The sequence below is a fragment of the Corynebacterium sp. HMSC05C01 genome, assembly GCF_001807155.1.
GTDB classification, from domain to species: domain Bacteria; phylum Actinomycetota; class Actinomycetes; order Mycobacteriales; family Mycobacteriaceae; genus Corynebacterium; species Corynebacterium coyleae.
Map to the genome: position 1 here is coordinate 51,235 of NZ_KV787954.1, position 20,853 is coordinate 72,087.

Consider the following 20,853-nt stretch of genomic DNA (forward strand, 5'->3'; position numbering starts at 1 on the left):
GGAGACCTCGAGCAGCGGCTCGTCGACCTCGACCGTGTCACCGACTTCCTTCAGCCAAGTGGTGATGGTGCCCTCAGTGACAGACTCACCGAGCTCCGGCATCTCAACCTTGGTGCCCTCACCAGAGGACTTCTTCGGAGCAGCCTTCTTCTCTTCCTTCGGCTCCTCTTCCTTAGCCGGTGCCTCTTCAGCCTCGGCCTCGTCTTCGTTGGAGTCGTCGGAGGAAGCAGCCGCGTCAGCGTCACCGATGCGGGCGATGACATCGCCGACCTCAACGGTGTCGTCCTCTTCAGCCAGAACCTCGATCAGCGTGCCAGCGACCGGCGACGGGATCTCAGTGTCAACCTTGTCAGTGGAGACCTCGAGCAGCGGCTCGTCGACCTCAACCTCGTCGCCGACTTCCTTCAGCCACGTAGTGATGGTGCCCTCAGTGACGGACTCACCGAGCTCCGGCATCTCAACATCGGTAGCGGAACCGGAAGCCTGCTTCGGAGCAGCCTTCTTCTCTTCCTTCGGCTCCTCAGCCGGCTCTTCGTCCTTCGCCTCTTCCTTGGCGTCGGCGGAGTCGTCGGACTTGTCGTCGCCGGCCGGGGTTTCGCCCTCGTCGCCAATAATCGCGATGACGTCGCCGATCTCGACGGTGTCGTCCTCCTCAGCCTTGATCTCCAGGATCACACCAGCGACAGGGGAGGGGATCTCGGTGTCGACCTTGTCAGTGGAGACCTCGAGCAGCGGCTCGTCGACCTCAACCGTGTCGCCGACTTCCTTCAGCCACGTAGTGATCGTGCCTTCGGTGACTGACTCGCCCAGCTCGGGCATCTCAACAGAGTGCGCCATGTTTAAAGTCTCCTCATTGAAACGTTGGAAGCTATACGGCACAAAGCGTACCTGCATCCACACACGTTCGTTGCCCAAGGGGTGACCTAATTGCTTAGACAGGCCCGTATGATGTGGGGCGTGTTCAACCTGTTCGGCAAAGGCAAGAAGTCCACGACGTTCAAACCGCCACGGGCACCGGGCGAGACAATCCGCCCCGACGACGCACAATACTTGCGCGATTGGGTCGCCGGCCGCACGTTCGTGGAAGGCTTTGTCGAGCCAGAAACCATGGTCAACGAGATGTCCGTCGTTCTTGTCGACGAGCACGGCAACTACACCCGACGTCGCATCGGCGGGCCCAAAGGCATCGACGCCGTCTCCGACATGTTGGGCATTCTGCTCTACGACGTCGAAGAGACCGGCTACCCCGACCGTATGCGCAAGAAAATGGAGCAAGAACGCATTCTGCGCAAGCGTGAGGAACAAAAAGAACGCCGCGCCCGGTTCGAGCGCGGCGAAAACCCGTACAGCTAGACGGCTGGTGCCCCCCGCCCGGCCCATACGGCTAAACGGCACATCAAAGACGGTACATTTCACCGAAAAATAGCGAAATGTACCGTGTACGGTGTGCCGTTTAGGTGGGGAGGCCTAGCAGGACTATGCAGCGGCATAGTCCTGTCGGCTCGAGAGCGGGGGACTATGCAGCGGCATAGTGGCCGTATTGCCTCAAACCCCTACTTCGCAGCCAGGCGGTTGAGCGCCTCGAGGATTGTGCGGACCGGGGCGCCGGTTGCGCGCTTCGGGGTGTAGCCCCAGGCGCCGCCGCCGTTCCAGGCCGGACCGGCGATGTCGATGTGAGCCCACTCGACGTTCTCCGGCACGAAGCGGGAGAGGTAGAGGCCGGCGAAGAGCATGCCGCCGGTGCGGGCGTTGTGGGTGTTGCGGATGTCAGCGATGGGGGACTTCAGCTCGTCTTCCTGCTCCTCGAGAAGCGGCATAGCCCAAGCCTGCTCACCGACGGCACGGCCTGTCTCGGCGATGAGGTCGCGCAGGTCGTCGGACCCCATCACGCCGGAGGTGCGGTTGCCCAGAGCAACCAGCTGTGCGCCGGTGAGGGTTGCGGTTTCGATGAGGTAATCGGGGTTGTCCTCGCAGGCGCGGGCGATGGCGTCGGCAAGGACGAGGCGGCCTTCGGCGTCGGTGTTGATGACCTCGCTGGTGATGCCGCCGTAGTGGGTGATCACGTCGCCCGGGCGGGTGGCGGTGCCGGATGGCATGTTCTCGGCCAGGGGCAGCCAGGCGTCGATACGCACTGGCAGCTCAAGGCGGGCGGCAGCGGCGATGACGCCGAGCTGTGCTGCGGAGCCGCCCATGTCGGAGATCATGTCCTCCATGCCGGAGCCCGGCTTCAGCGAGATGCCGCCGGTGTCGAAGGTGATGCCCTTGCCCACGAGCGCGACCTTCTTCGTTGCGCTCGAAGGTGCCCAGGTCAGGTGCACCAGGCGCGGGGTGCGGGCGGAGCCACGTCCGACGGAGAGGATGCCGCCGAAGCCCTGATCTTCAAGCGCCTTGTCGTCGAGTACCTCGATGTCCAGGCCGGCCGTCGAGGCGACTTCGCCCATGACGGCGGCGTAGGACTCCGGGTAGAGAAAGTTTGACGGGGTGTTGACCAGGTCGCGGGCCAGGTTGACCGACTCGGCGACGATGACGGCCTGCTCGAACGCCTTCTCGTCTGCGCCGACCACGGTGACTTCGGTGGTCTGGGGGAGTTCGGCGTCGGTGTTGTCGTCGTCAAGCGTGTTGGCGGTGGACTTCAGACCGTTGTAAACGTAGCCGCCGAGCAGGAGGCCCTCGACGACCGGCTGGACGCCGAACTCGGCGGAGATAGCTGCCTTTTCCACCCCATTGAGGGTGCGGGTGGCGGCGCCGACGGCGCGGCGCACGGCTTCGTCGTCAATGTCGTTCGCGTCGCCGAGGCCGTACGCGATGACCAGCGTGCCGTCGACGACAACGCGGGTGACCTCGTTAGCCGTACCCTTCGCGCCGACCGCAACGAGGGCTTCAAGCAGGCCCTTCGGGGCAAGTTGGGTGACAGGAAGTTCGACTCCGTCTTCGCCCTGTGCGACCGGAACCAGCAGCACAGCGCCCTCAGGGGCGGCAGAACCGGCAACCGCGCGCACCGTCGTACCGCGGGCAGGAAGTGTGACATCGAACGACATAAACAACACCTTTCTGACAATTGAACAGGATTGCCTCCCGAGGGTACATAGCCACGGAGTAACGTGGGCCACATGTCTAACCTCGAATTCGCAGTTACCCCGTCAGACCACCCCGCAACCGATGCTGAGCGTGAAAAGATCCTCGCTAACCCGGCGTTCGGCCAGGAGTTCACCGACCACATGGTTTCCATCGACTGGACCGAAGACAAAGGCTGGCACAACGCCCAGGTGCGCGCGTACGAACCGATCGCGCTCGACCCGGCCGCCAACGTCTTCCACTACGGCCAGGCGATCTTCGAGGGCCTGAAGGCGTACCGCCACACCGATGGGCGCATCACCGCGTTCCGTCCGGAGCAAAACGCTGAGCGTATGCGCAGCTCCGCGCGTCGTATGGCAATGCCGGAACTGCCGGATGAGGACTTCTTGGAGGCCGTGCGCCAGTTGGTCACCATCGACCAGAAGTGGGTACCTGAAGCTGGCGGCGAGGCGTCGCTGTACCTGCGTCCATTCATGATCGGCACGGAGAAGACCCTGGGTGTGAAGCCGTCCTCGTCGTACTCCTTCTACATCATCGCCTCCCCGGCAGGCGCCTACTTCAAGGGTGGCGTCAAGCCGGTCAGCGTGTGGATCTCCGAGGACTACGTCCGTGCAGCACCTGGTGGCACCGGCGATGCGAAGTTCGCCGGCAACTACGCGGCGTCCCTGCTTGCGCAGCAGCAGGCTGCGGACAAGGGCTGCGACCAGGTTGTGTGGCTGGACGCGATCGAGCGCAAGTACATCGAGGAAATGGGTGGCATGAACCTCATGTTCGTCGAGGGCTCCGGCAAGGACGCGAAGATCATCACCCCGTCCCTGTCCGGTTCGCTCCTGCCGGGTATTACGCGTAAGTCGCTGCTGCAGGTCGCAGAAGACCTGGGTTACACCAGCGAGGAGCGCAAGATCACCGTCGAGCAGTGGCGTGCTGGTGCCGAGGACGGCACCATCTCCGAGACCATGGCGTGCGGCACCGCAGCTGTGATCACCCCGGTTGGCCGCGTGCTCAGCAACGAGGGCGAGTTCACGGTGAATAACAACGAGGCCGGCGAGATCACCCTGGCAATGCGCGAGCGTCTGCGCGGCATCCAGACCGGCGAGGTCGAGGACACCCACGGTTGGAACCTCACGCTCGTCGAGGGCTAGTCGCTTATCGACGATCCCCCGGCGAGCACCTCGCCAACCATCTCCGCCGCCAGGTTTAACTGCGGCAACGCGGCCAGGGCCCCAGCGCCCTGGCCCGTTTTCATATCCAGGTGTTGCAACGGTCGAAGCCCGAGCGCTTCGAAACAGCCAGCCTGCGCCGGCTCGTTCGCCTCCTGCGCTGCCATGAGCCAGTCTTTGGTGTCGGGTGCGAGGCGTTCGGCGACGTATGCGGCGACGGCGGGGTAGACGCCGTCGATAAGCAACGGCGTGCGGCGCGCGGCGGCCTGGGCGATGAAGCCGACCAGGCAGGCGAAATCCGGTCCGGTGAGTTCGGCGCAGACGCGTTCGGTGTCGTCGCGGAACCAGCGCACGCGGAACATCGCGTCGCGAATAGCGGCGACCTTGATCTTCCAGACCTCATCGTTGATGCCGGAGCCACGCCCGATCGCCTTTGCGGGCTCAGTGCGCGTAAACGTGCCGTACACCGCCGCGGCGACGGTGGTGTTGCCAACGCCGATGTCTCCGGGGATCAGCAGGTCAGCACCGCCGTCGATTTCACTATCGGCGATCTCTGCACCCGCAGCCAACGCCGCATCCCACACGTCTTGCGACACGGCGGGTCCCACGTCGATGGCGCCGGTGGGGGTGTCCAGGTAGTCGTCGATAAGCCTGATGCTCGCTCCCGCAACCCGCGCCGTCGTGGAGGCAGGGCCGACACCGGCGCGCAGCTGCTCAACCTGAGCGGCGCCGGCATCCGATGTCCACGCCGACAAACCTCGCGTAGCAATGCCGTGATTGCCAGCGACGATCACGGCACGCGGGCGCAGAAACGGTGTGGGCACGTCACGGCCTTGTACGGAGGCAACCCACGCACCGATCGCCCCCAGCCTTCCAAGGGCAACGCCACTCGTGCCACCTGCCAACGCATCCGCCACCGCACGGGCATGCGCGCGTTTCGGCGGCTCAACCGGGGGAAACTGCATGGGCTATACCTTCGCGCCCAACGCCACCCGTGGCTTGGGGGAGCGCCAGTTACGCGGCTGAGTAGCGCGGGAGAACGCGTACATACCCAGGCTGAAACCAGTGTTCGCCTCTGGGAACTTTGCACGGACCGCACGGTTGGCGCGGATGCCGATGATGATGCCCTCGATGAAGATGGTGACGATAAACAACAGGCTCACCAAAGACAATGCCGCCGCGACGCGAGGCAGCCACGTGCCGATCAACATCACGATTAGCAGCACCAGCGCCATCGGCATGACGTAGTTGTTGAAGAAGCGCTGCGAGTCCACCCAGTCACGGATGAAGCGACGCTCCTCGCCCTTGTCGCGCTCCATGAGGTAGCGCTCGTCGCCCGAGTCGATCTTGGCCTGCATCTCGCGGTTGCGGGCCCGATTCTCCTCGCGCACCTGCTTCTTGTGTGCCTTCCACTCCTCTTTGGTCATGGACTTCTTCAGCTCTTTTTCCCGCTGACGAATCTGCGCCGGGGTGGCCGCATTCGGGTCGCGCACAACACCGCGCTTGATCTCTTGATCAAGTCGCTTCGGCGTCGGCTTGCCCTTCGGCGGGGTGTAGCCCTTCGGAAGCTTCTGCTCTGCGGCCTCTGGGGTGTCTGCCGCGGGCGCGTTGTCGGTCTGAGGCAGTTCGGCCTTGGTCGAACCAGCCTCAGCGGTCTGCTCGGATTTTTGCCAGGGTAGTTTCACGCCACCTAGGCTACAAGGCCACCGCGACATTCCTGTAACCAGTGGGAATAGATTGCGGGGGAGAACCGTTACACCGGCTATGAAGGGGCGCGCGTAGCATGGGCGCCACTCGAACGCGTAGCACGAAGGAGTACCCAATGACTGCACCTACTTCCGCAACTGGCGTGAACCTCACCGAGGCAGCGGCGGCGAAGGCAAAGGCCCTGCTTGACCAGGAGGGGCGCAACGACCTGTCCCTGCGTATCGCCGTTCAGCCTGGTGGCTGCGCTGGTCTGCGCTACCAGCTCTACTTCGACGACCGCGACCTGGACGGCGACAAGGCCGATGAGGTTGGCGGCGTGCGTCTTGTCGTGGACAAGATGAGCGTGCCGTACCTCATGGGCGCGACGATCGATTTCGCCGACACCATTGAGCAGCAGGGCTTTACCATCGACAACCCGAACGCAGGTTCCGCTTGCGCTTGTGGCGACAGCTTCAACTAAGCCACTGCTTATCGACGAATTTCCGTACCGGCCATCACGCCAGTACGGGGATTTTTCTGTGCTGTAGTGCCGCTACGAACAGTTGTGTTCGTCCCGGAGCCACTGCAGCGCCTGTTCCTGGCCACCTTGAACATCGGGTTCGATCGGGTCTTCCGCAAACGTTTCGCCGGTGCGGGCCTTATCCTTCGCGATGGTCAGCATTAGGCTGCTGCCGTCCGGGAAGTCGTAGACGGTGTTCGCCGAGGCGTATCCGGCGGTGGGGGTGCCGAAACTACGCGACTGATCCAGGCCGCGGAAGGCCAGCATAGTGGCTTCGCCGGACGAGGCGGTGAGGTCGTCGACAAGCACTGCGACTGGCACGCCGTCCCATTTGCCGCCGGAGGTTTCTACGGGGCTGCCGCCACCGCTGACAGCGTTGCCGCTTACCGTCACCGGCGACGAACCGCCTGCCGAGACGAACTCGAGCACCGTGCCGTCGGGCAGCACAGGGGACAGGCCGGCGACCATCGGGCCCATGTCGCCGCCGTCGTTGCCGCGCAGATCCACAACCACGCCACAGGCGCCGTTGTCGCGCGCTTGCACTAGGCCGGATGTCAGCGTGTCGGCGTAGGACTGGATATCGTCGTGGCGGCTGACGCCCGGCACCGTTGCCCACGCTACGTTCCCGTTGCGTTCGACGGCCGCACGTGTGGATTCCATCTCGGCGTATTCCTGCTCGACGTTCGGGTCGATAAGTTCCGAGTGCTTGCCGCCAGCAGCCTGGACCGCGTCGTTGAGCGCCGGACGGATCTCGTCGAGCGAATCCGCCTGTTTCGCGGCCTCGCGTGCCTTGTCACTAGCCTCGGCAAACTCGGGGGAGTCCGCGTAAATGCCCTGTTCTGCCAGGTCGAGCACCGTTGAAGCGTAACGCTTCGGCGTATCGGTACCCATGAACTTGGCGGTGCCGGTGAACATGGCCGTCATGGTCGGCCCGTACACATAGGCGGCGGCGCCGGCGGCGATCAGCAGCACGCCGAACACCGCGGCGATGGTGGTGAGTACTTTCTTTGCGGTTGACATGCACCACATTCAACCGGTGCGCGGGCAGCCCGGCAATACAGGCAACTGCCCAATCGAGGTAGTGCTGGCACTGCCTACAGCTCGACCGGGTAATCCTTGTGCTCGATCTGGGGGTCGATGCGGTTTTCCACGAAAATGCCGTGCCAAACCATGAACGCCAGCACCGTCCAGAGACGACGCGAGTGGTCGGACACACCATCGTGGTGCTCCTTGAGCATCTCCAGGACCTGGTCCTTGGCAAAGATGTCGTCGGTTTGCGACTCGCGAATCGTGTCCTGCGCCCAACCAAAGAGCTCGTCGCCCGCCAGCCAGTGACGCATCGGCACCGGGAAGCCCAACTTCTTGCGATGCAGCACGTGTGGCGGAACGATCTGCTCCATCGCCTTACGCAACGCGTACTTCGTGGTGCCGTTGGCAATCTTCTGGTCGTACGGGATCGTCTGCGCGACCTCGAAAACTTCCTTGTCCAGGAACGGAACGCGCAGCTCCAGCGAGTTCGCCATGTTCATCTTGTCTGCCTTGACCAGAATGTCACCACGCATCCAGGTGAACAGGTCAAGGTTCTGCATACGTGCCACCGGATCCATCTCGGTCGACGTTGCATAAATCGGTGCGGTGACCTCGCGGTGGTCCCACTCGCGCTTCGCCCACGGTAGGACGCGCTGGAGCTGCTCAAAGTTAAACGAGCGCGCATTGCCGTAGTAACGGTCTTCCATCGGGGTAGTGCCTCGCTCGAGCAGGCTCTTGCCCTTCATGCCCTCCGGAAGTAGGCGGCTGAGGCGGTTCAACCCCTTGTTCAGCGCGCTCGGCAGTTTCTCAAACGGTGCCAGCGACAGCGGTTCCTTATAGATGGTGTACCCACCGAAAAGCTCATCCGCGCCCTCACCGGACAGCACAACCTTGACGTGCTTGCGTGCCTCCTGCGCGACGAAAAACAGCGGCACCAGTGAAGGGTCAGCCACCGGATCGTCGAGGTACCACATGATCTTCGGAATCGCGTCGGCGTACTCCTCCGGGGAGACAATCTTCACGATGTGCTCCACACCAATCGCCGCAGCAGACTCTGCAGCGACGTCCACCTCGGAATAGCCCTCCCGCTCAAAACCAGTGGTGAAGGTCAACAGGTTCGGATTGTGACGCTTCGCCAGCGCCGCGATCGCCGTGGAGTCGATTCCGCCAGACAAGAAGGAACCAACCGTCACGTCAGCGCGCATATGCTTTTCGACGGAATCCTCCAACGCCCGGGCAATCCTGTCGTACAGGTCCTGCTCCTTGCCCTTTGGCACAGGCTGGGAATTGAAGTGTGGCTTGAAGTAGCGGTCCGAGTGGACCTCGCCACCAGGCTTGATAGTCACGGTGCAGCCCGACTCCACGCGACGGATCTCGCGGTGCAGGCTCTCCGGCTCCGGGACGTATTGCAGGTCCACGTAGTGCTCGATCGCACGACGATCAAGGTCGAGGCCTAGACCAAGGTCGTCTGCCATCTCCAGGATCGACTTCTTCTCAGAGGCGAAAACGGTGCCCTTGTCGGTCGTCGCATAGAACAGTGGCTTGATGCCAAACTGGTCGCGCGCTGCGAACATCGTCTTGGTCTCGGTGTCCCAAATAGCGAAGGCGAACATGCCGCGCAGATGCTCAACCACGTTGGCGCCCCAGTGGTGGTAGCCCACCACGATCGGCTCACCGTCACCTGCGGTGTTGAAGGTGTATCCGGCCTTGGTGAGTTCCTCGCGCAACTCCACGTAGTTGTAAATCTCGCCGTTAAACGTCAGGGCGTAACGTTCGGGGTTTTCTGCCGGCCCCCAGCGCAGTGGCTGGTGGGAGTGCTCGATGTCGATGATCGCCAGGCGGTTAAAGCCGAAAACAGCGTCATCGTCGTTCCATGTTCCCGCAGCGTCAGGGCCGCGGTGATACATGCAGGAAAGCGAGCGACCGACCGCGTCGGTAAACACTGGGGCATCGCCGCGGGCAGTCAACAGTGCAACAAGACCGCACATCGTTGTGAAACCTCTCCTATATATAAGGTGCGCCGCCTCGAACCGTGCGGCACCGTCATGACGCATTCCACAATAGGGTTTTCAACGGCGAACTCGTGAACCGAACGCGTCGCGGAGTGTCCACCTTTTGCGGTGCCCCATAAGGGGGCCAACTAATGGTTGAGGGGTCAAAGCGAAGATTTCGACTGATCTTCGCAACGCCTTGCTTATGAACTTAATGCCCAGCACTGCGGGTTAATTTGCGGGGGAGAGGTGGTTTTGTTCGGAGGGGCGATCGTCGAAAAGCGTGAGGCTCGACAAGATTCCGTAGCGACGATCTGTTTGAACTATTCTGGCTCCGTAGGAATGTTCTGCCATCGGCATGTGCATTCGATGGTTCTAGTGTGGACAGGAAGGCAAACACACGTGGAAAAGGAAGTTAAGCGCGGATTCGCCAAGAAGGCTGCCGTCGCCGGTTCGCTGCTCCTCGGAAGCTTTGCGCTGACGGGCTGTGATGTAGCTCCGCCGGAGTCAGTCGCGCGCATCCTCGACATGGGCTGGCCGGACCCGGTCACCCCTGAAGGTACCCAGATGTACAACTTCTGGGTTTGGGTCTGGGTAGCAGCCTGGACAATCGGCATCATTATGTGGGGTCTTTTCCTCTGGTCCATCGTTCGGTGGAACCACAAGGCCCGCGAAAAGCAGGGTGCCGGCGAGTTCCCGAAGCAGCTGCAGTACAACGTGCCGCTCGAGCTCGGTCTGACGATCCTCCCGATCGTCATCGTTATGGTCCTGTTCTTCTTCACGGTTCAGGCACAGACCCGCACGACCGCCCTGGATAAGGATCCGAAGGTTACCGTTGACGTCACCGGCTACCAGTGGAACTGGAAGTTCGGCTACGCAGAGGTCGCAGGCGATCTGACTGCAGACGGTCGCGACTACGACGGTCTTGACGCTGAGCGCCAGGCTCTTGCAGAGGCGACGAAGTACGACGACGAGGACATGCACAACGCGAACCCGATCCACGGCACCTCGATGGGCGACCTGTCCTACCTCAACTTCAACGAGATCGAGACCGTTGGCTCCACCGAGGAAGTTCCGGTCCTGGTTCTGCCGACCGACACCCCGATTGCATTCCGTCTCGCGTCCGGTGACGTGAACCACGCATTCTGGGTTCCGGAGTTCCTCTTCAAGCGCGACGTCTACGCGCACCCGGAGTCGAACCAGCAGCAGCGTGAGTTCCAGATTGAGCGCATCGACAAGGAAGGTGCATTCGTCGGCCGCTGTGCTGAGATGTGCGGTACCTACCACGCAATGATGAACTTCGAGATCCGTGCAGTCACGCCCGAGAAGTTCCAGCAGTACATCGAATTCCGTCGCCAGAACCCGGAGGCACCGAACTCCGAGGCACTGCGCTCCATCGGTGAAGCACCGTACGCAACCAGCACCCGTCCGTTTGTGTCCGAGCGCGAGGGTTCTCGTGACGGCGTCAACACTGTCGATCCGAACGCGACCGTTTAAGAAAGAGAGAACGTAGCCATGGGAACCGGTTCAAAAGTTTTCTACGCCATTGGCACATTTCTTGCCCTGATGGCAGTGTTCTACATCCTCGCAACGGCGTGGATCGGCGAAGATGCATACCTCTTCGGTGTTGAGTGGATCGGCGCAGTGGGCCTCGTGCTTGCTACCGCACTCTGCTTCATGCTCGGCGGTTACCTCCACATTGCGGAGTCCCGCTCTGACGTCCTCCCGGAAGACTGGGAAGAGGCAGAGATTGAAGACGGCGCTGGCGTGCTGGGCTTCTTCTCGCCGGGCTCGATCTGGCCGTTTACGATGTCTGCATCGATTCTGTTCCTCGGCCTCGGCATTGCCTTCTGGCAGTTCTGGCTGATCGCCTTTGGTGCGGTCATGCTGATCTGGGCTACCGCCCAGCTGAACCTGCAGTACGGCATTCCGCGCGAGAAGCACTAACGCAGAAAGAGTGGGTCGCGGCCTTCCCGGCCCACGATAGTGCCCCTTCCGAGTTATCGGAAGGGGCACTTTTGTTGTTAAAGAGATATCAATCAATCGAAAGTTTAGGCACGAAGCGGGGGTGTGCCACAATGTGATGTCGGGCACACTTGGGAACTTTCTGGAACCCCAGCGCGACTCCTATTTGCTCGAGTAATTGGAGGAACTATCTTGTGGGGGAGCCGGCGACTTTGGGTGGCGGGGCAATGACCTGCGTTGATATGCGTCGGATAGACGCTATAAAAAGTTCCCGAAATTCTAAAAATTATTTTTGCAACCAAAATGTTTTTAAATGCTGCTGGTTGGGCCCTGTCTCACAGGGAAATCGTGGGGGTGAATGAGATGAATATCAGGAAGAAATAGGGGATAATCGCATGCGTGACGACCGCAACTACTAACCCAAATATGGCGACTCCGCAGAATCGTCTTCCGGCGCTGAACCGGCCGAACATGGTCAGCGTTGGCACGATCGCGTTCCTCGCCCAAGAGCTCATGTTCTTTGCCGGCTTGTTCGCGATGTACTTCACATCGCGTGCAAACGGCCTCGCCGCAGGTGACTGGAGCAACCAGACGGACCACCTCAACGTCCTTTTCGGCGGAATCATTACCGTCGTGCTGATTGGTTCCTCTTTCACCTCTCAGTTCGGCGTGTTCGCTGCAGAACGAGGTGACGTATACGGCTTGCGCAAGTGGTTCACCGTAACCGTTGTGCTTGGCGTCATCTTCCTCGGTCTGGTGGCATTCGAATGGACCGAGATGGTCATGCACGGCGTGACCCCGCAGTCCAGCGTTTATGGATCGGTGTTCTACATCATCACCGGTTTCCACATGGCGCACGTGACTGCAGGCATCATCGCGTTCATCGTTGTGCTGATGCGAGTAGCCAAGTCGAAGTTCACCCCGGCACAGGCAACTGCTGCCATGGTGGTTTCGTACTACTGGCACTTCGTCGACGCCATTTGGATCGGCGTGTTCATCACCCTGTACCTCGTCCAGTAGCCGTGCCCTGGGTATAACCCGGGCTGCAGACGTGTTCTGAAAACTCGTTAATAAGGAACAAAATGGAAAACTCACCCAACAAGAAGCGTCGCGCACGCAAGGCGCAGCGCACCTTCGCAGGTGCTGCTGCGTTGACGCTGGGCTTGTCCGGCGCGGGTCTTCTCGCATCGGCGTTGGCCCCTAATGCACAGGTGGCCACCGCCCAGCGTGACGACCAGGCCCTTATCCAGGAGGGTAAGGAAATCTACGACGTCGCTTGCATCACCTGCCACGGTGCGAACCTGCAGGGCGTTGCCGACCGTGGTCCGTCTCTGATCGGTACCGGCGAAGGCGCCGTGTACTTCCAGGTCAACTCTGGCCGTATGCCGATGATGTCGAACGACGCGCAGGCTGAGCGTAAGAAGCCGCGCTACACGGAGAACCAGGCTCTCGCCTTGGCTGCATATGTCGCAGCCAACGGTGGTGGCCCGGAGCTCGTGTACAACCCGGACGGCACCCTGGCTAAGGAAGAGCTGCGCGGCAAGAACTACGACGGCAAGGTTCAGGAAGCAGACGTCGCACGTGGCGGCGAACTCTTCCGTTTGAACTGCGCCTCCTGCCACAACTTCACCGGTCGTGGTGGCGCATTGTCTTCTGGTAAGTACGCCCCGGTGCTCGACCCTGCGAACGAGCAGGAGATCTACCAGGCGATGCTCACTGGTCCGCAGAACATGCCGAAGTTCTCTGACCGTCAGCTCAGCGCTGATGAGAAGAAGGACATCATTGCCTTCATTAAGTCGACCAAGGAGACCCCGTCCCCGGGTGGCTGGTCCCTCGGTGGCCTCGGCCCGGTTTCTGAAGGTATTGCGATGTGGATGATCGGCATCTCGCTGGTCGCCGCTGGTGCTATGTGGATTGGATCCCGCTCATGAGTGATGTGAAGAAGAATTACACGAAGGAAGAGCTTGACCGCATGAGCAATGCGGAGCTCGCTGCTCTCGGCACGGAGCTTGACGACGTAACGGTTGCTTACCGTAAGGAGCGCTTCCCGGTCGAGGGTGACCCTCGCGAGAAGTCCTCTGAGCGTGGCATCAAGATTTGGTTGGCCATCTCGGTTCTCGCCGCGATTGCTTTCCTCGGTGTTTACCTGTTCTGGCCGTGGGAGCCGAAGTTCCACGGCGACGAAGGTCTCTGGATCTACACCTTCTACACGCCACTGCTTGGTCTGACTGCAGGCCTGGCCTTTCTCGGCCTGGGTGTTGCAATCATCCAGTACGTGAAGAAGTTCGTCCCTGAAGAGATCGCTGTACAGCGTCGCCACGACGGCCCGTCCAGCGAGCTGGATCGTCGCACTACGACCGCACTGCTGAACGATGCTTGGGAGACCTCGACGCTTGGTCGTCGCAAGGCGCTCAAGGGTCTGCTCGGCACCGCTGGTGTCCTCGCCGGTCTGATGGTCATCGCTCCGCTTGGCGGCATGATCAAGAACCCGTGGAAGGTCCGCCACGAGCTGAACTACTTCGGCGACGGCACCCTGTGGACCCACGGCTGGACCGTCCAGGATCAAGGCGTGAAGGTTTACCTCGGCCGCGACACCGGTGCGATTGCAGAACTTCACAAGGGTGAGGTCGGCTCGCACTACACCACCGCCGGCGTGTCTCGCCTGGTGCGTATGCGTCCGGAGGACCTTGCCGCCGCTGCGATGGAGACCGTGTTCCCGCTCTACCCAGAGGACGTCAATGACGGCAAGGAATACGACCCGAAGCGCGATGTGTATGAGAACCACATGCACTCCATCCACGGTCCGCGCAACGCTGTCATGCTGATCCGTCTGCGTTCTGAGGACGCGAAGCGCGTCATCGAACGTGAGGGTCAGGAAGACTTCCACTACGGCGATTACTACGCCTACTCCAAGATTTGCACGCACATTGGTTGCCCGACCTCGCTGTACGAGGCTCAGACCAACCGCATCCTGTGCCCGTGCCACCAGTCGCAGTTCGATGCGTTGCAGCACGGTAAGCCGATCTTCGGTCCCGCCGCTCGTGCACTGCCGCAGCTTCCTGTGACGGTTGACGAAGACGGTTACCTCATCGCCAACGGGAACTTCATTGAGCCCGTCGGCCCGGCATTCTGGGAGCGTCAGTCCTAATGAGTACGAAACTTCAGCAAGCCGCAAACAATGCGGATTCCCGCTTTACCGTTGCGGGCGTCCTGCGCCCGCAGCTCAACAAGGTCTTCCCGACGCACTGGTCCTTCATGCTCGGCGAGATGGCGCTCTACAGCTTCATCATCCTGCTGCTGACCGGTATCTACCTGGCCTTGTTCTTCGACCCGTCGATCACCAAGGTGATCTACGACGGTGCATACCTGCCGCTCAACGGCGTCGAAATGTCCCGTGCATACGCAACCGCGCTTGACATTTCCTTTGACGTCCGCGGTGGCCTGTTTGTTCGTCAGATGCACCACTGGGCTGCACTGATGTTCATGATGGCCATGTTCGCCCACATGATGCGTGTCTTCTTTACCGGTGCGTTCCGTCGCCCGCGTGAGGCAAACTGGCTCATCGGTGTAACCCTTGTCCTCCTCGGCATGATTGAGGGCTTCATGGGCTACTCCCTGCCGGACGATCTGCTCTCCGGTGTTGGTCTGCGCATTATGTCCGCGATCATCCTGGGCCTGCCGATCATCGGCACCTGGATGCACTGGGCTATCTTCGGTGGCGACTTCCCGTCCGATCTGATGCTGGACCGCTTCTACATCCTGCACGTGCTGATCCTGCCGGGCATCATCCTGGCGCTGATCGCAGCTCACCTGCTGCTCGTGTGGTTCCAGAAGCACACCCAGTTCCCGGGACCGGGTCGCACCGAGAACAACGTTGTTGGTGTCCGCATCATGCCGGTGTTTGCAACGCACGCAATCGGCTACATGATGATCGTGTTCGCAGTGCTGGCTGCAATGGCTGGTCTGACCACCATCAACGGTATTTGGAACATCGGCCCGTACAACCCGTCGCAGGTGTCTGCTGGTTCGCAGCCTGACGTCTACATGCTGTGGACTGATGGTGCCGCCCGTGTCATGCCGGCTTGGGAGCTCTACATCGGTAGCTACACCATCCCGGGTGCATTCTGGGTCGCACTGCTCTGTGGTCTGATGGTTGCGCTGCTCATCGCCTACCCCTTTATCGAGAAGAAGGTCACCGGCGACGACGCACACCACAACTTGCTGCAGCGTCCGCGTGACGTTCCGGTACGTACCGGCATCGGCGTGATGGGTCTGACCTTCTTCCTGCTGATGACCATCTCCGGTGGTAACGACCACGTTGCTCACTTCTTCCAGATCTCGCTGAACGCGATGACCTGGGTGGGACGTATCGGCATCATTGTTCTGCCGCCGCTGGCATTCTTCATCACCTACCGTCTGTGCATCGGCCTGCAGCGCTCCGACCGCGCTGTGCTGGAGCACGGTATCGAGACCGGCATCATCAAGCGTTTGCCGAACGGTGCCTTCATCGAGATCCACCAGCCGCTTGGCCCAGTGGACGAGAATGGTCACCCGGTTCCGCTCGAGTACGCAGGTGCTCGTGTGCCGAAGCAGATGAACCAGCTTGGCTTCGCTGACTCTGAGACCATCGGTAAGTTCTCGCCCGCCGAGATCGGCGTGTCTGAGCGTGTACGCGATGCAGAGAAGCAGAAGCACGAGGAAGCTGTCGAGACGCTGCGTGCTCTCGAGGCCAACAAGGATCGCGACGACCGCGACGTATCGCCTCGCTAGCATGTAAGTAGTTGCGTGAATCGCCCCGCACCACACTGTGGTGCGGGGCGATTTTCTTTGTAACAATGAGGTTAACAAGCGAGTGTGAGTAAGATCACACAATCCGTTTTAATTGGGTTGTCTTTAACTTTGCGGGGATCAACTTGCTTCTTGGTTCGGCGGATAAATGTGCAGCGTATGGCCGTGTTTTGAGGTTGTTGGACCGTTCTTAGTTTTCATTTAGAAACGCAGACTTCGACGCTGTTTCTCATCAAATCTTTTGATAACGGAACTGTAACGGCGTGTTGGCTGGACACTCTTGTTGCCGTTTCGTAACCTGTTCGAGACATTGCGACAACAGCCGTTGGAAGCATGGATCGAAAACAACATATGAGCCGTAACTCTGAAGTGGAGATCGGAAAAGCCGATCGAAGCCGAAGGGGACCGGGGAACCAGAGTGGAGCACCTGCTCCCGTGGGGCGTAGGTCGTTCGGACCGAGGGTCATTTCTCAACACCCCGCCCGACAGCTAACCCGGTTGGCGAAGAGAAGATATGGAGAAAATCTAAAGTGGCAAAGCACCGTCGCCAGACCAACACCGCAGCCCGCGCAGCAGCGGCCACCACCGCTCTCGCAGCAGGCGCTGCGCTCATCGCGCCGGCCGCCGCCTCCGCAGCAGAGGTCCGCGTCCCCAACTCGCCGATCGCAGTACAGGTCCCGGGTATTGAGACCATTCCAGGCGTAGCGGCAATCCCGGGCATTGACGCCTGGATCCCGTCGCTGAAGGGTGCAGCCGCTACGGGCGACGCTCAGGCTGCTATCGCTCGCGTGAAGGCTCTGCCGGGCGTGAACAACGTTCCGGGCTTCAGCGCCTTCATCGCGAACGTCGAGAAGCAGGTTCTGCCGGCACAGGCCGCAACCAACTACTCGGCACCGGCCGCTGCGCCGCAGCCGGCTCCGGCCCCGCAGCCGTCCTTCGCTGAGCGCGTCGTGTCCATCGCACAGTCCAAGGTTGGTTCCCCGTACGTTTACGGTGCGGCTGGCCCGAACGCATTCGACTGCTCCGGCTTCACCTCCTGGGTTTACGCTCAGGCTGGCAAGTCCATCCCGCGTACCTCCCAGGCTCAGGCTGCTGCTGGCCAGCAGGTTGCGCTGAGCAACATCCAGCCGGGTGACATCGTTGTTTACTACGGTGGTGCATCCCACGTTGGCATCTATGTTGGCAACGGCCAGATCATCGATGCGCTGAACTCCGGTATCCCGGTGGGCTACCGCGATCTGCACCTCATGCCGATCCACTCTGTGGTTCGCTTCTAACGGCACGTTTTCAAGCCCCGACTCTGTGTTTGGAGTTGGGGCTTTCGTGCGTTTTGGGGACCTTGACACCTCGTGCGTCACACCAGTGCTCTTGATTCACAATATGCTGTGTGGCCATGTTTTTTGCTTGGACGGTGGGGCCGATGTCGCTATAGTTTTTGTGTTCTCACAAGTATTGCGAAAAGGTTTTGGTCGTGGGTAAGCACTCTTTTCAGTCTCGTCGTCCTTCTGCTCAGAAGACCGCGGTGTCCGCGCTCGTCGGCGCCATTCTCGCCGGCGGCGTAGCGGCCCCTGTGAAGGCCGATGATGTCGATGCTCTCATCGATGAGATGGAGCAGATCTCCCACGACGCCACTGCGAAGTCGGAAGAAATTAAGGGACTCGAAGAGAAAATCGCCGATTCAGAGCGCAAGGTTGAGGAAGCCAATGGCCGCGCTGCAGAGGCGAAACAGGAACTTGCCGCTATTCAAGAGGTAAGCAACGAGCATCGCAGGAATGTCGGTGACATTGCGCAGTCCCGTTACCGTATCCCGAAATCTGACGCGATCCTGACCACCCTGGATTCGGGCAACCCGCAAGAGGCGATCGACCGTTCCGCTTATTTGGCGGCGCTCACTCGCAAGTCTCAGCGTGCGTTGATCGACTTGGAGGATGCCAACCGGGTGGCGGCAGAGAAGTCCAACTCGGCCAATATTGCGGTGGCTGAGGCACGCCATGCGCGCAATGAGCTGGAGATTCAGCGTAAGAAGCTGGAGCGTGAACGTGAAGAGTTGGATGACAAGGTTCGTGACATCGAACACCGCGTAGACAACTTGAGCGAGGCCGATCGCCTGCGCTGGATCAATAAGGACAACCCGATCAGCGGCGCGTCGCTTCCGGGCGTGGACTCCGGAATCGTTGGTGCGGCGTTGGCGCAAGTGGGTAAGCCATATGGCTGGGGCTCTGCTGGACCGGATGCGTTCGATTGCTCTGGTTTGATGGTGTGGGCGTATGGGCAGAACGGCATTAGCATTCCGCGTACCTCCCAAGCGCAGCTTGCGGGTGGCACGCCGGTGTCGCTGGATGCGTTGCAGCCGGGTGACATCATTGGTTACTACCCGGGTGTGACTCACGTGGGTATGTACATCGGTAACGGCATGGTCGTGCACTCGTCTGACTACGGCATTCCGATCCAGGTAGTGCCGGCGAACTCCATGCCGATTCAGGGGGCTGTGCGCTACTAGCGCGATTATGACCACGTTGTTGGTAACGAATGATTTCCCGCCCACTGTCGGCGGGATTCAGTCGTACTTACGGGATTACGTCGACGAGCTCGTCAAGCGCGAAGGCCCGGAATCAATCGTGGTGCTCGCCTCCGTCCAGGAAGCAGATGCTGCGCGCGAGTGGGACGCCGAGCAGAGTTTCGCGGTGATTCGTTGGCCGCGCAACATCATGTTGCCTACCCCGGGGCTTGCTCGGGAGATGGCTCGAATTATCAGAACGCACAGCATCGACACTGTGTGGTTCGGTGCGGCTGCACCGTTGGCAATTCTCGGAGCCCAGGCGAAACGTGCTGGAGCAAAACGTGTGGTGGCCACCACCCACGGCCACGAGGTGGGCTGGGCGATGATTCCTGTGGCCCGTCAGGTGTTGCGCCGGATTGGTCGTAGCGCGGATGTGGTGACGTACATTTCGCGGTTCACGATAGAGCGCTTGCAGGCGGTGTTCGGCGATGACGTCGACTATGTTGCGCTGCCGTCGGGGGTGGACACGGATTTCTTCGCGCCAGCGAGCGCGCACAAGCGGGATGAAACGCGGCGCTGGCTCGGCGTGGGTGATGCGCCACTTGTGGTGTGTTCGTCGCGGTTGGTCCCGCGCAAGGGACAGGATGTGTTGATCCGTGCGTTGCCGGGGATTCGTCGATACGCGCCGAATGCGAGATTGGTGATTGTGGGGGAGGGGCCGTACGAGCAGCGGCTGCGCAAGCTCGCCGCGTCTTCGCCGGGCGTGGAATTCACGGGCCGGGTGTCGCGCGAGCGGTTGCGCGACATTGTGGCTGCCGCCGATGTGTTTGCCATGCCCGCGCGGACGCGGTGGGGTGGTCTTGATGTGGAAGGTCTGGGGATTGTGTATCTCGAGGCGCAGGCGTGTGGGGTTGCGGTAGTCGCTGGCGATTCCGGTGGTGCGCCGGAGACGGTGGTGCCGGAAAGCGGTGTCGTCGTCAATGGTCGCGATGTGAATGAGGTCGCGCGGTCCATTGGGCAATTGCTTTGCGACGACCACCGCACCGCCATGGGCACCGCCGGGCGCAAACATGTACAACGGGAGTTTTCGTGGGGCACTCTGGGGGAGCGCCTGCGCGACGTGTTGGCGGGTTAGGGCTGACCGCTGTCAGGGGCATAAACTGTCCGGCTATGACTTCACAACGAGGAGACCAGGCGCTGACAGTCGGCTTTGACATTGGCGGGACGAACGCTCGTGCATCTGTGGTCGCGCCGGATGGGTCGATCCTCGACACGGTGAGTACGCGGACCCCGCAGGACGCTGACGGGCTGACCCGCACGATCGTGCAGATGGTCGAGCAGCTCCAGGACAAACACGAGATCGGGGCAGTTGGCGCTGCCGTTGCGGGCTTCCTCGACCCGGAGTGTGAAATCGTGCGCTTTGCGCCCCATTTGCCGTGGCGTGATGATCAGCCGGTGCGCAAAGATTTGGAGAATGCGCTGGGGCTGCCGGTCCGCCTCGAGCACGATGCGAATGCAGCGGCCTGGGGTGAGTATCGGTTCGGTGCCGCTCGTGACACAGAGACGTGGGTGTTTTTCGCCGTCGGCACAGGGATCGGCGCAACGCTGATGCACCGTGGCGAGATTTACCGTGGTGCGTTCGGCACCGCGCCTGAGTTTGGCCACATCACGGTGGTGCCGGGTGGTCGGGTGTGCTCGTGTGGCAAGCAGGGCTGTCTTGAGCGTTACGCTTCTGGCACCTCGCTGGTCGATTGTGCGATCGAGATTGCCAGCAGGGGAGGGTATCGAGGTTCCGATTTGTACCGGGAGGTCGTCGAAAAGCGAGCAAGCGGGCACGACATTATGGCCGCAGCACGCGCAGGAGATGGGCTGGGTGTGGCGGCTCTGGAGAGTTTCTCCATCTGGCTGGGACGAGGCCTGGCAATGGTGTCCGACATTTTGGATCCATCGCTGATCGTCCTCGGCGGTGGTGTGAGCGAAGACGCTGATCTTTTCCTTGACGCTGCCAAAGCGTCCATGGCGTCGAACATCGTCGGCGCTGGATACCGTCCGCTGCCGGAGATCCTCTGTGCTGAGCTCGGAGCGAAGGCGGGTATGATTGGCGTTGCTGATTTGGCCCGCCAGCTGCGATAAAAAGGG

19 protein-coding genes and 1 riboswitch are annotated in these 20,853 nt (G+C 61.1%); of the genes, 13 read left to right on the plus strand and 6 right to left on the minus strand.

The window, feature by feature from the left end; translation table 11 throughout:
• The coding region (locus tag HMPREF3145_RS12010) for a biotin/lipoyl-containing protein (protein ID WP_305764334.1) at nucleotides 1-837 on the minus strand (837 nt) is incomplete at its 3' end.
• A gap of 120 nt (nucleotides 838-957) precedes the next feature.
• Between HMPREF3145_RS12010 and HMPREF3145_RS05050 the strand changes: the two genes are divergently transcribed.
• On the plus strand, nucleotides 958-1,353 hold the full coding sequence (locus tag HMPREF3145_RS05050) for an oxidoreductase (RefSeq protein WP_070422376.1): 396 nt from the start codon (nucleotides 958-960) through the stop codon (nucleotides 1,351-1,353).
• A 200-nt stretch (nucleotides 1,354-1,553) separates the two neighbouring features.
• Here the strand turns inward: HMPREF3145_RS05050 and HMPREF3145_RS05055 are convergent, their stop codons facing one another.
• Complete coding sequence (locus tag HMPREF3145_RS05055) at nucleotides 1,554-3,038, minus strand: leucyl aminopeptidase (RefSeq protein WP_070422158.1); 1,485 nt, start codon at nucleotides 3,036-3,038, stop codon at nucleotides 1,554-1,556.
• A 72-nt stretch (nucleotides 3,039-3,110) separates the two neighbouring features.
• Here HMPREF3145_RS05055 and HMPREF3145_RS05060 point away from each other — a divergent pair, with 72 nt between their 5' ends.
• On the plus strand, nucleotides 3,111-4,217 hold the full coding sequence (locus HMPREF3145_RS05060; protein ID WP_070422159.1) for a branched-chain amino acid aminotransferase: 1,107 nt from the start codon (nucleotides 3,111-3,113) through the stop codon (nucleotides 4,215-4,217).
• Here HMPREF3145_RS05060 and HMPREF3145_RS05065 read toward each other — a convergent pair.
• Together HMPREF3145_RS05065 and HMPREF3145_RS05070 are read right to left on the minus strand one after the other, a co-directional pair.
• Nucleotides 4,214-5,200 (minus strand): nicotinate-nucleotide--dimethylbenzimidazole phosphoribosyltransferase, encoded by a 987-nt coding sequence (locus HMPREF3145_RS05065; RefSeq protein WP_070422160.1) that lies wholly within the window; start codon nucleotides 5,198-5,200, stop codon nucleotides 4,214-4,216. The genes HMPREF3145_RS05060 and HMPREF3145_RS05065 overlap by 4 nt on opposite strands.
• A gap of 3 nt (nucleotides 5,201-5,203) precedes the next feature.
• On the minus strand, nucleotides 5,204-5,920 hold the full coding sequence (locus tag HMPREF3145_RS05070; protein ID WP_070422161.1) for a DUF3043 domain-containing protein: 717 nt from the start codon (nucleotides 5,918-5,920) through the stop codon (nucleotides 5,204-5,206).
• A gap of 137 nt (nucleotides 5,921-6,057) precedes the next feature.
• Here HMPREF3145_RS05070 and HMPREF3145_RS05075 point away from each other — a divergent pair, with 137 nt between their 5' ends.
• Nucleotides 6,058-6,402, plus strand: coding sequence for a HesB/IscA family protein (locus HMPREF3145_RS05075; RefSeq protein WP_070422162.1), 345 nt, complete (start codon nucleotides 6,058-6,060; stop codon nucleotides 6,400-6,402).
• 72 nt (nucleotides 6,403-6,474) lie between these two features.
• Here HMPREF3145_RS05075 and HMPREF3145_RS05080 read toward each other — a convergent pair whose 3' ends face one another.
• Nucleotides 6,475-7,461: a S41 family peptidase gene (locus HMPREF3145_RS05080; RefSeq protein WP_070422163.1), complete on the minus strand. Its 987-nt coding sequence runs from the start codon at nucleotides 7,459-7,461 to the stop codon at nucleotides 6,475-6,477.
• 74 nt (nucleotides 7,462-7,535) lie between these two features.
• On the minus strand, nucleotides 7,536-9,458 hold the full coding sequence (gene asnB, locus HMPREF3145_RS05085; RefSeq protein WP_070422164.1) for an asparagine synthase (glutamine-hydrolyzing): 1,923 nt from the start codon (nucleotides 9,456-9,458) through the stop codon (nucleotides 7,536-7,538).
• A gap of 405 nt (nucleotides 9,459-9,863) precedes the next feature.
• On the opposite strand from asnB, the gene HMPREF3145_RS05090 reads away from it, so the two are divergent.
• The 10 genes from HMPREF3145_RS05090 to HMPREF3145_RS05140 all read left to right on the plus strand — a co-directional run bounded on the left by HMPREF3145_RS05090 (nucleotide 9,864) and on the right by HMPREF3145_RS05140 (nucleotide 20,847).
• The gene (locus HMPREF3145_RS05090) at nucleotides 9,864-10,958 is read left to right on the plus strand and encodes an aa3-type cytochrome oxidase subunit II (protein WP_070422165.1); all 1,095 of its coding nucleotides are present in this window, start codon (nucleotides 9,864-9,866) and stop codon (nucleotides 10,956-10,958) included.
• A gap of 18 nt (nucleotides 10,959-10,976) precedes the next feature.
• Nucleotides 10,977-11,408 carry an aa3-type cytochrome oxidase subunit IV gene (locus tag HMPREF3145_RS05095; RefSeq protein WP_070422166.1) on the plus strand — a complete coding sequence of 144 codons (432 nt, stop codon included), beginning with the start codon at nucleotides 10,977-10,979 and terminating at the stop codon, nucleotides 11,406-11,408.
• Between the two features lie 417 nt (nucleotides 11,409-11,825).
• Nucleotides 11,826-12,446 (plus strand): aa3-type cytochrome oxidase subunit III, encoded by a 621-nt coding sequence (locus HMPREF3145_RS05105; protein WP_180950032.1) that lies wholly within the window; start codon nucleotides 11,826-11,828, stop codon nucleotides 12,444-12,446.
• A gap of 62 nt (nucleotides 12,447-12,508) precedes the next feature.
• Nucleotides 12,509-13,357, plus strand: coding sequence for a cytochrome bc1 complex diheme cytochrome c subunit (locus HMPREF3145_RS05110; protein WP_070422169.1), 849 nt, complete (start codon nucleotides 12,509-12,511; stop codon nucleotides 13,355-13,357).
• Entirely contained in the window at nucleotides 13,354-14,574 is a 1,221-nt protein-coding gene (locus tag HMPREF3145_RS05115; RefSeq protein ID WP_070422170.1) for a cytochrome bc1 complex Rieske iron-sulfur subunit, read from the plus strand. Before HMPREF3145_RS05110 ends, HMPREF3145_RS05115 begins: the two co-directional genes overlap by 4 nt.
• Nucleotides 14,574-16,196 carry a cytochrome bc1 complex cytochrome b subunit gene (locus tag HMPREF3145_RS05120; RefSeq protein WP_070422171.1) on the plus strand — a complete coding sequence of 541 codons (1,623 nt, stop codon included), beginning with the start codon at nucleotides 14,574-14,576 and terminating at the stop codon, nucleotides 16,194-16,196. The genes HMPREF3145_RS05115 and HMPREF3145_RS05120 overlap by 1 nt, the downstream gene beginning before the upstream one ends.
• A gap of 391 nt (nucleotides 16,197-16,587) precedes the next feature.
• Nucleotides 16,588-16,730: riboswitch (cyclic di-AMP (ydaO/yuaA leader) on the plus strand.
• A gap of 14 nt (nucleotides 16,731-16,744) precedes the next feature.
• A complete protein-coding gene (locus HMPREF3145_RS05125; protein WP_070422172.1) occupies nucleotides 16,745-17,491 on the plus strand; it encodes a C40 family peptidase in 747 nt (248 codons plus the stop codon).
• Between the two features lie 194 nt (nucleotides 17,492-17,685).
• Complete coding sequence (locus tag HMPREF3145_RS05130; protein ID WP_246817513.1) at nucleotides 17,686-18,714, plus strand: C40 family peptidase; 1,029 nt, start codon at nucleotides 17,686-17,688, stop codon at nucleotides 18,712-18,714.
• Nucleotides 18,715-18,721: 7 nt separating this feature from the next.
• Complete coding sequence (locus HMPREF3145_RS05135; protein WP_070422174.1) at nucleotides 18,722-19,849, plus strand: glycosyltransferase family 4 protein; 1,128 nt, start codon at nucleotides 18,722-18,724, stop codon at nucleotides 19,847-19,849.
• Between the two features lie 35 nt (nucleotides 19,850-19,884).
• Nucleotides 19,885-20,847, plus strand: a complete 963-nt coding sequence (locus HMPREF3145_RS05140; protein WP_070422175.1) for an ROK family protein — start codon at nucleotides 19,885-19,887, stop codon at nucleotides 20,845-20,847.
• The last annotated feature ends 6 nt before the right edge of the window (nucleotides 20,848-20,853 follow it).

What these genes read in the sequence shown, in the direction of transcription:
- HMPREF3145_RS05055 (WP_070422158.1), bottom strand. Translation starts at nt 3,038, where the DNA reads ATGTCGTTCGATGTCACACTTCCTGCCCGCGGTACGACGGTGCGCGCG.
- HMPREF3145_RS05060 (WP_070422159.1), top strand. Translation starts at nt 3,111, where the DNA reads ATGTCTAACCTCGAATTCGCAGTTACCCCGTCAGACCACCCCGCAACC.
- HMPREF3145_RS05065 (WP_070422160.1), bottom strand. Translation starts at nt 5,200, where the DNA reads ATGCAGTTTCCCCCGGTTGAGCCGCCGAAACGCGCGCATGCCCGTGCG.
- HMPREF3145_RS05075 (WP_070422162.1), top strand. Translation starts at nt 6,058, where the DNA reads ATGACTGCACCTACTTCCGCAACTGGCGTGAACCTCACCGAGGCAGCG.
- HMPREF3145_RS05080 (WP_070422163.1), bottom strand. Translation starts at nt 7,461, where the DNA reads ATGTCAACCGCAAAGAAAGTACTCACCACCATCGCCGCGGTGTTCGGC.
- asnB (WP_070422164.1), bottom strand. Translation starts at nt 9,458, where the DNA reads ATGTGCGGTCTTGTTGCACTGTTGACTGCCCGCGGCGATGCCCCAGTG.
- HMPREF3145_RS05095 (WP_070422166.1), top strand. Translation starts at nt 10,977, where the DNA reads ATGGGAACCGGTTCAAAAGTTTTCTACGCCATTGGCACATTTCTTGCC.
- HMPREF3145_RS05110 (WP_070422169.1), top strand. Translation starts at nt 12,509, where the DNA reads ATGGAAAACTCACCCAACAAGAAGCGTCGCGCACGCAAGGCGCAGCGC.
- HMPREF3145_RS05115 (WP_070422170.1), top strand. Translation starts at nt 13,354, where the DNA reads ATGAGTGATGTGAAGAAGAATTACACGAAGGAAGAGCTTGACCGCATG.
- HMPREF3145_RS05120 (WP_070422171.1), top strand. Translation starts at nt 14,574, where the DNA reads ATGAGTACGAAACTTCAGCAAGCCGCAAACAATGCGGATTCCCGCTTT.
- HMPREF3145_RS05135 (WP_070422174.1), top strand. Translation starts at nt 18,722, where the DNA reads ATGACCACGTTGTTGGTAACGAATGATTTCCCGCCCACTGTCGGCGGG.
- HMPREF3145_RS05140 (WP_070422175.1), top strand. Translation starts at nt 19,885, where the DNA reads ATGACTTCACAACGAGGAGACCAGGCGCTGACAGTCGGCTTTGACATT.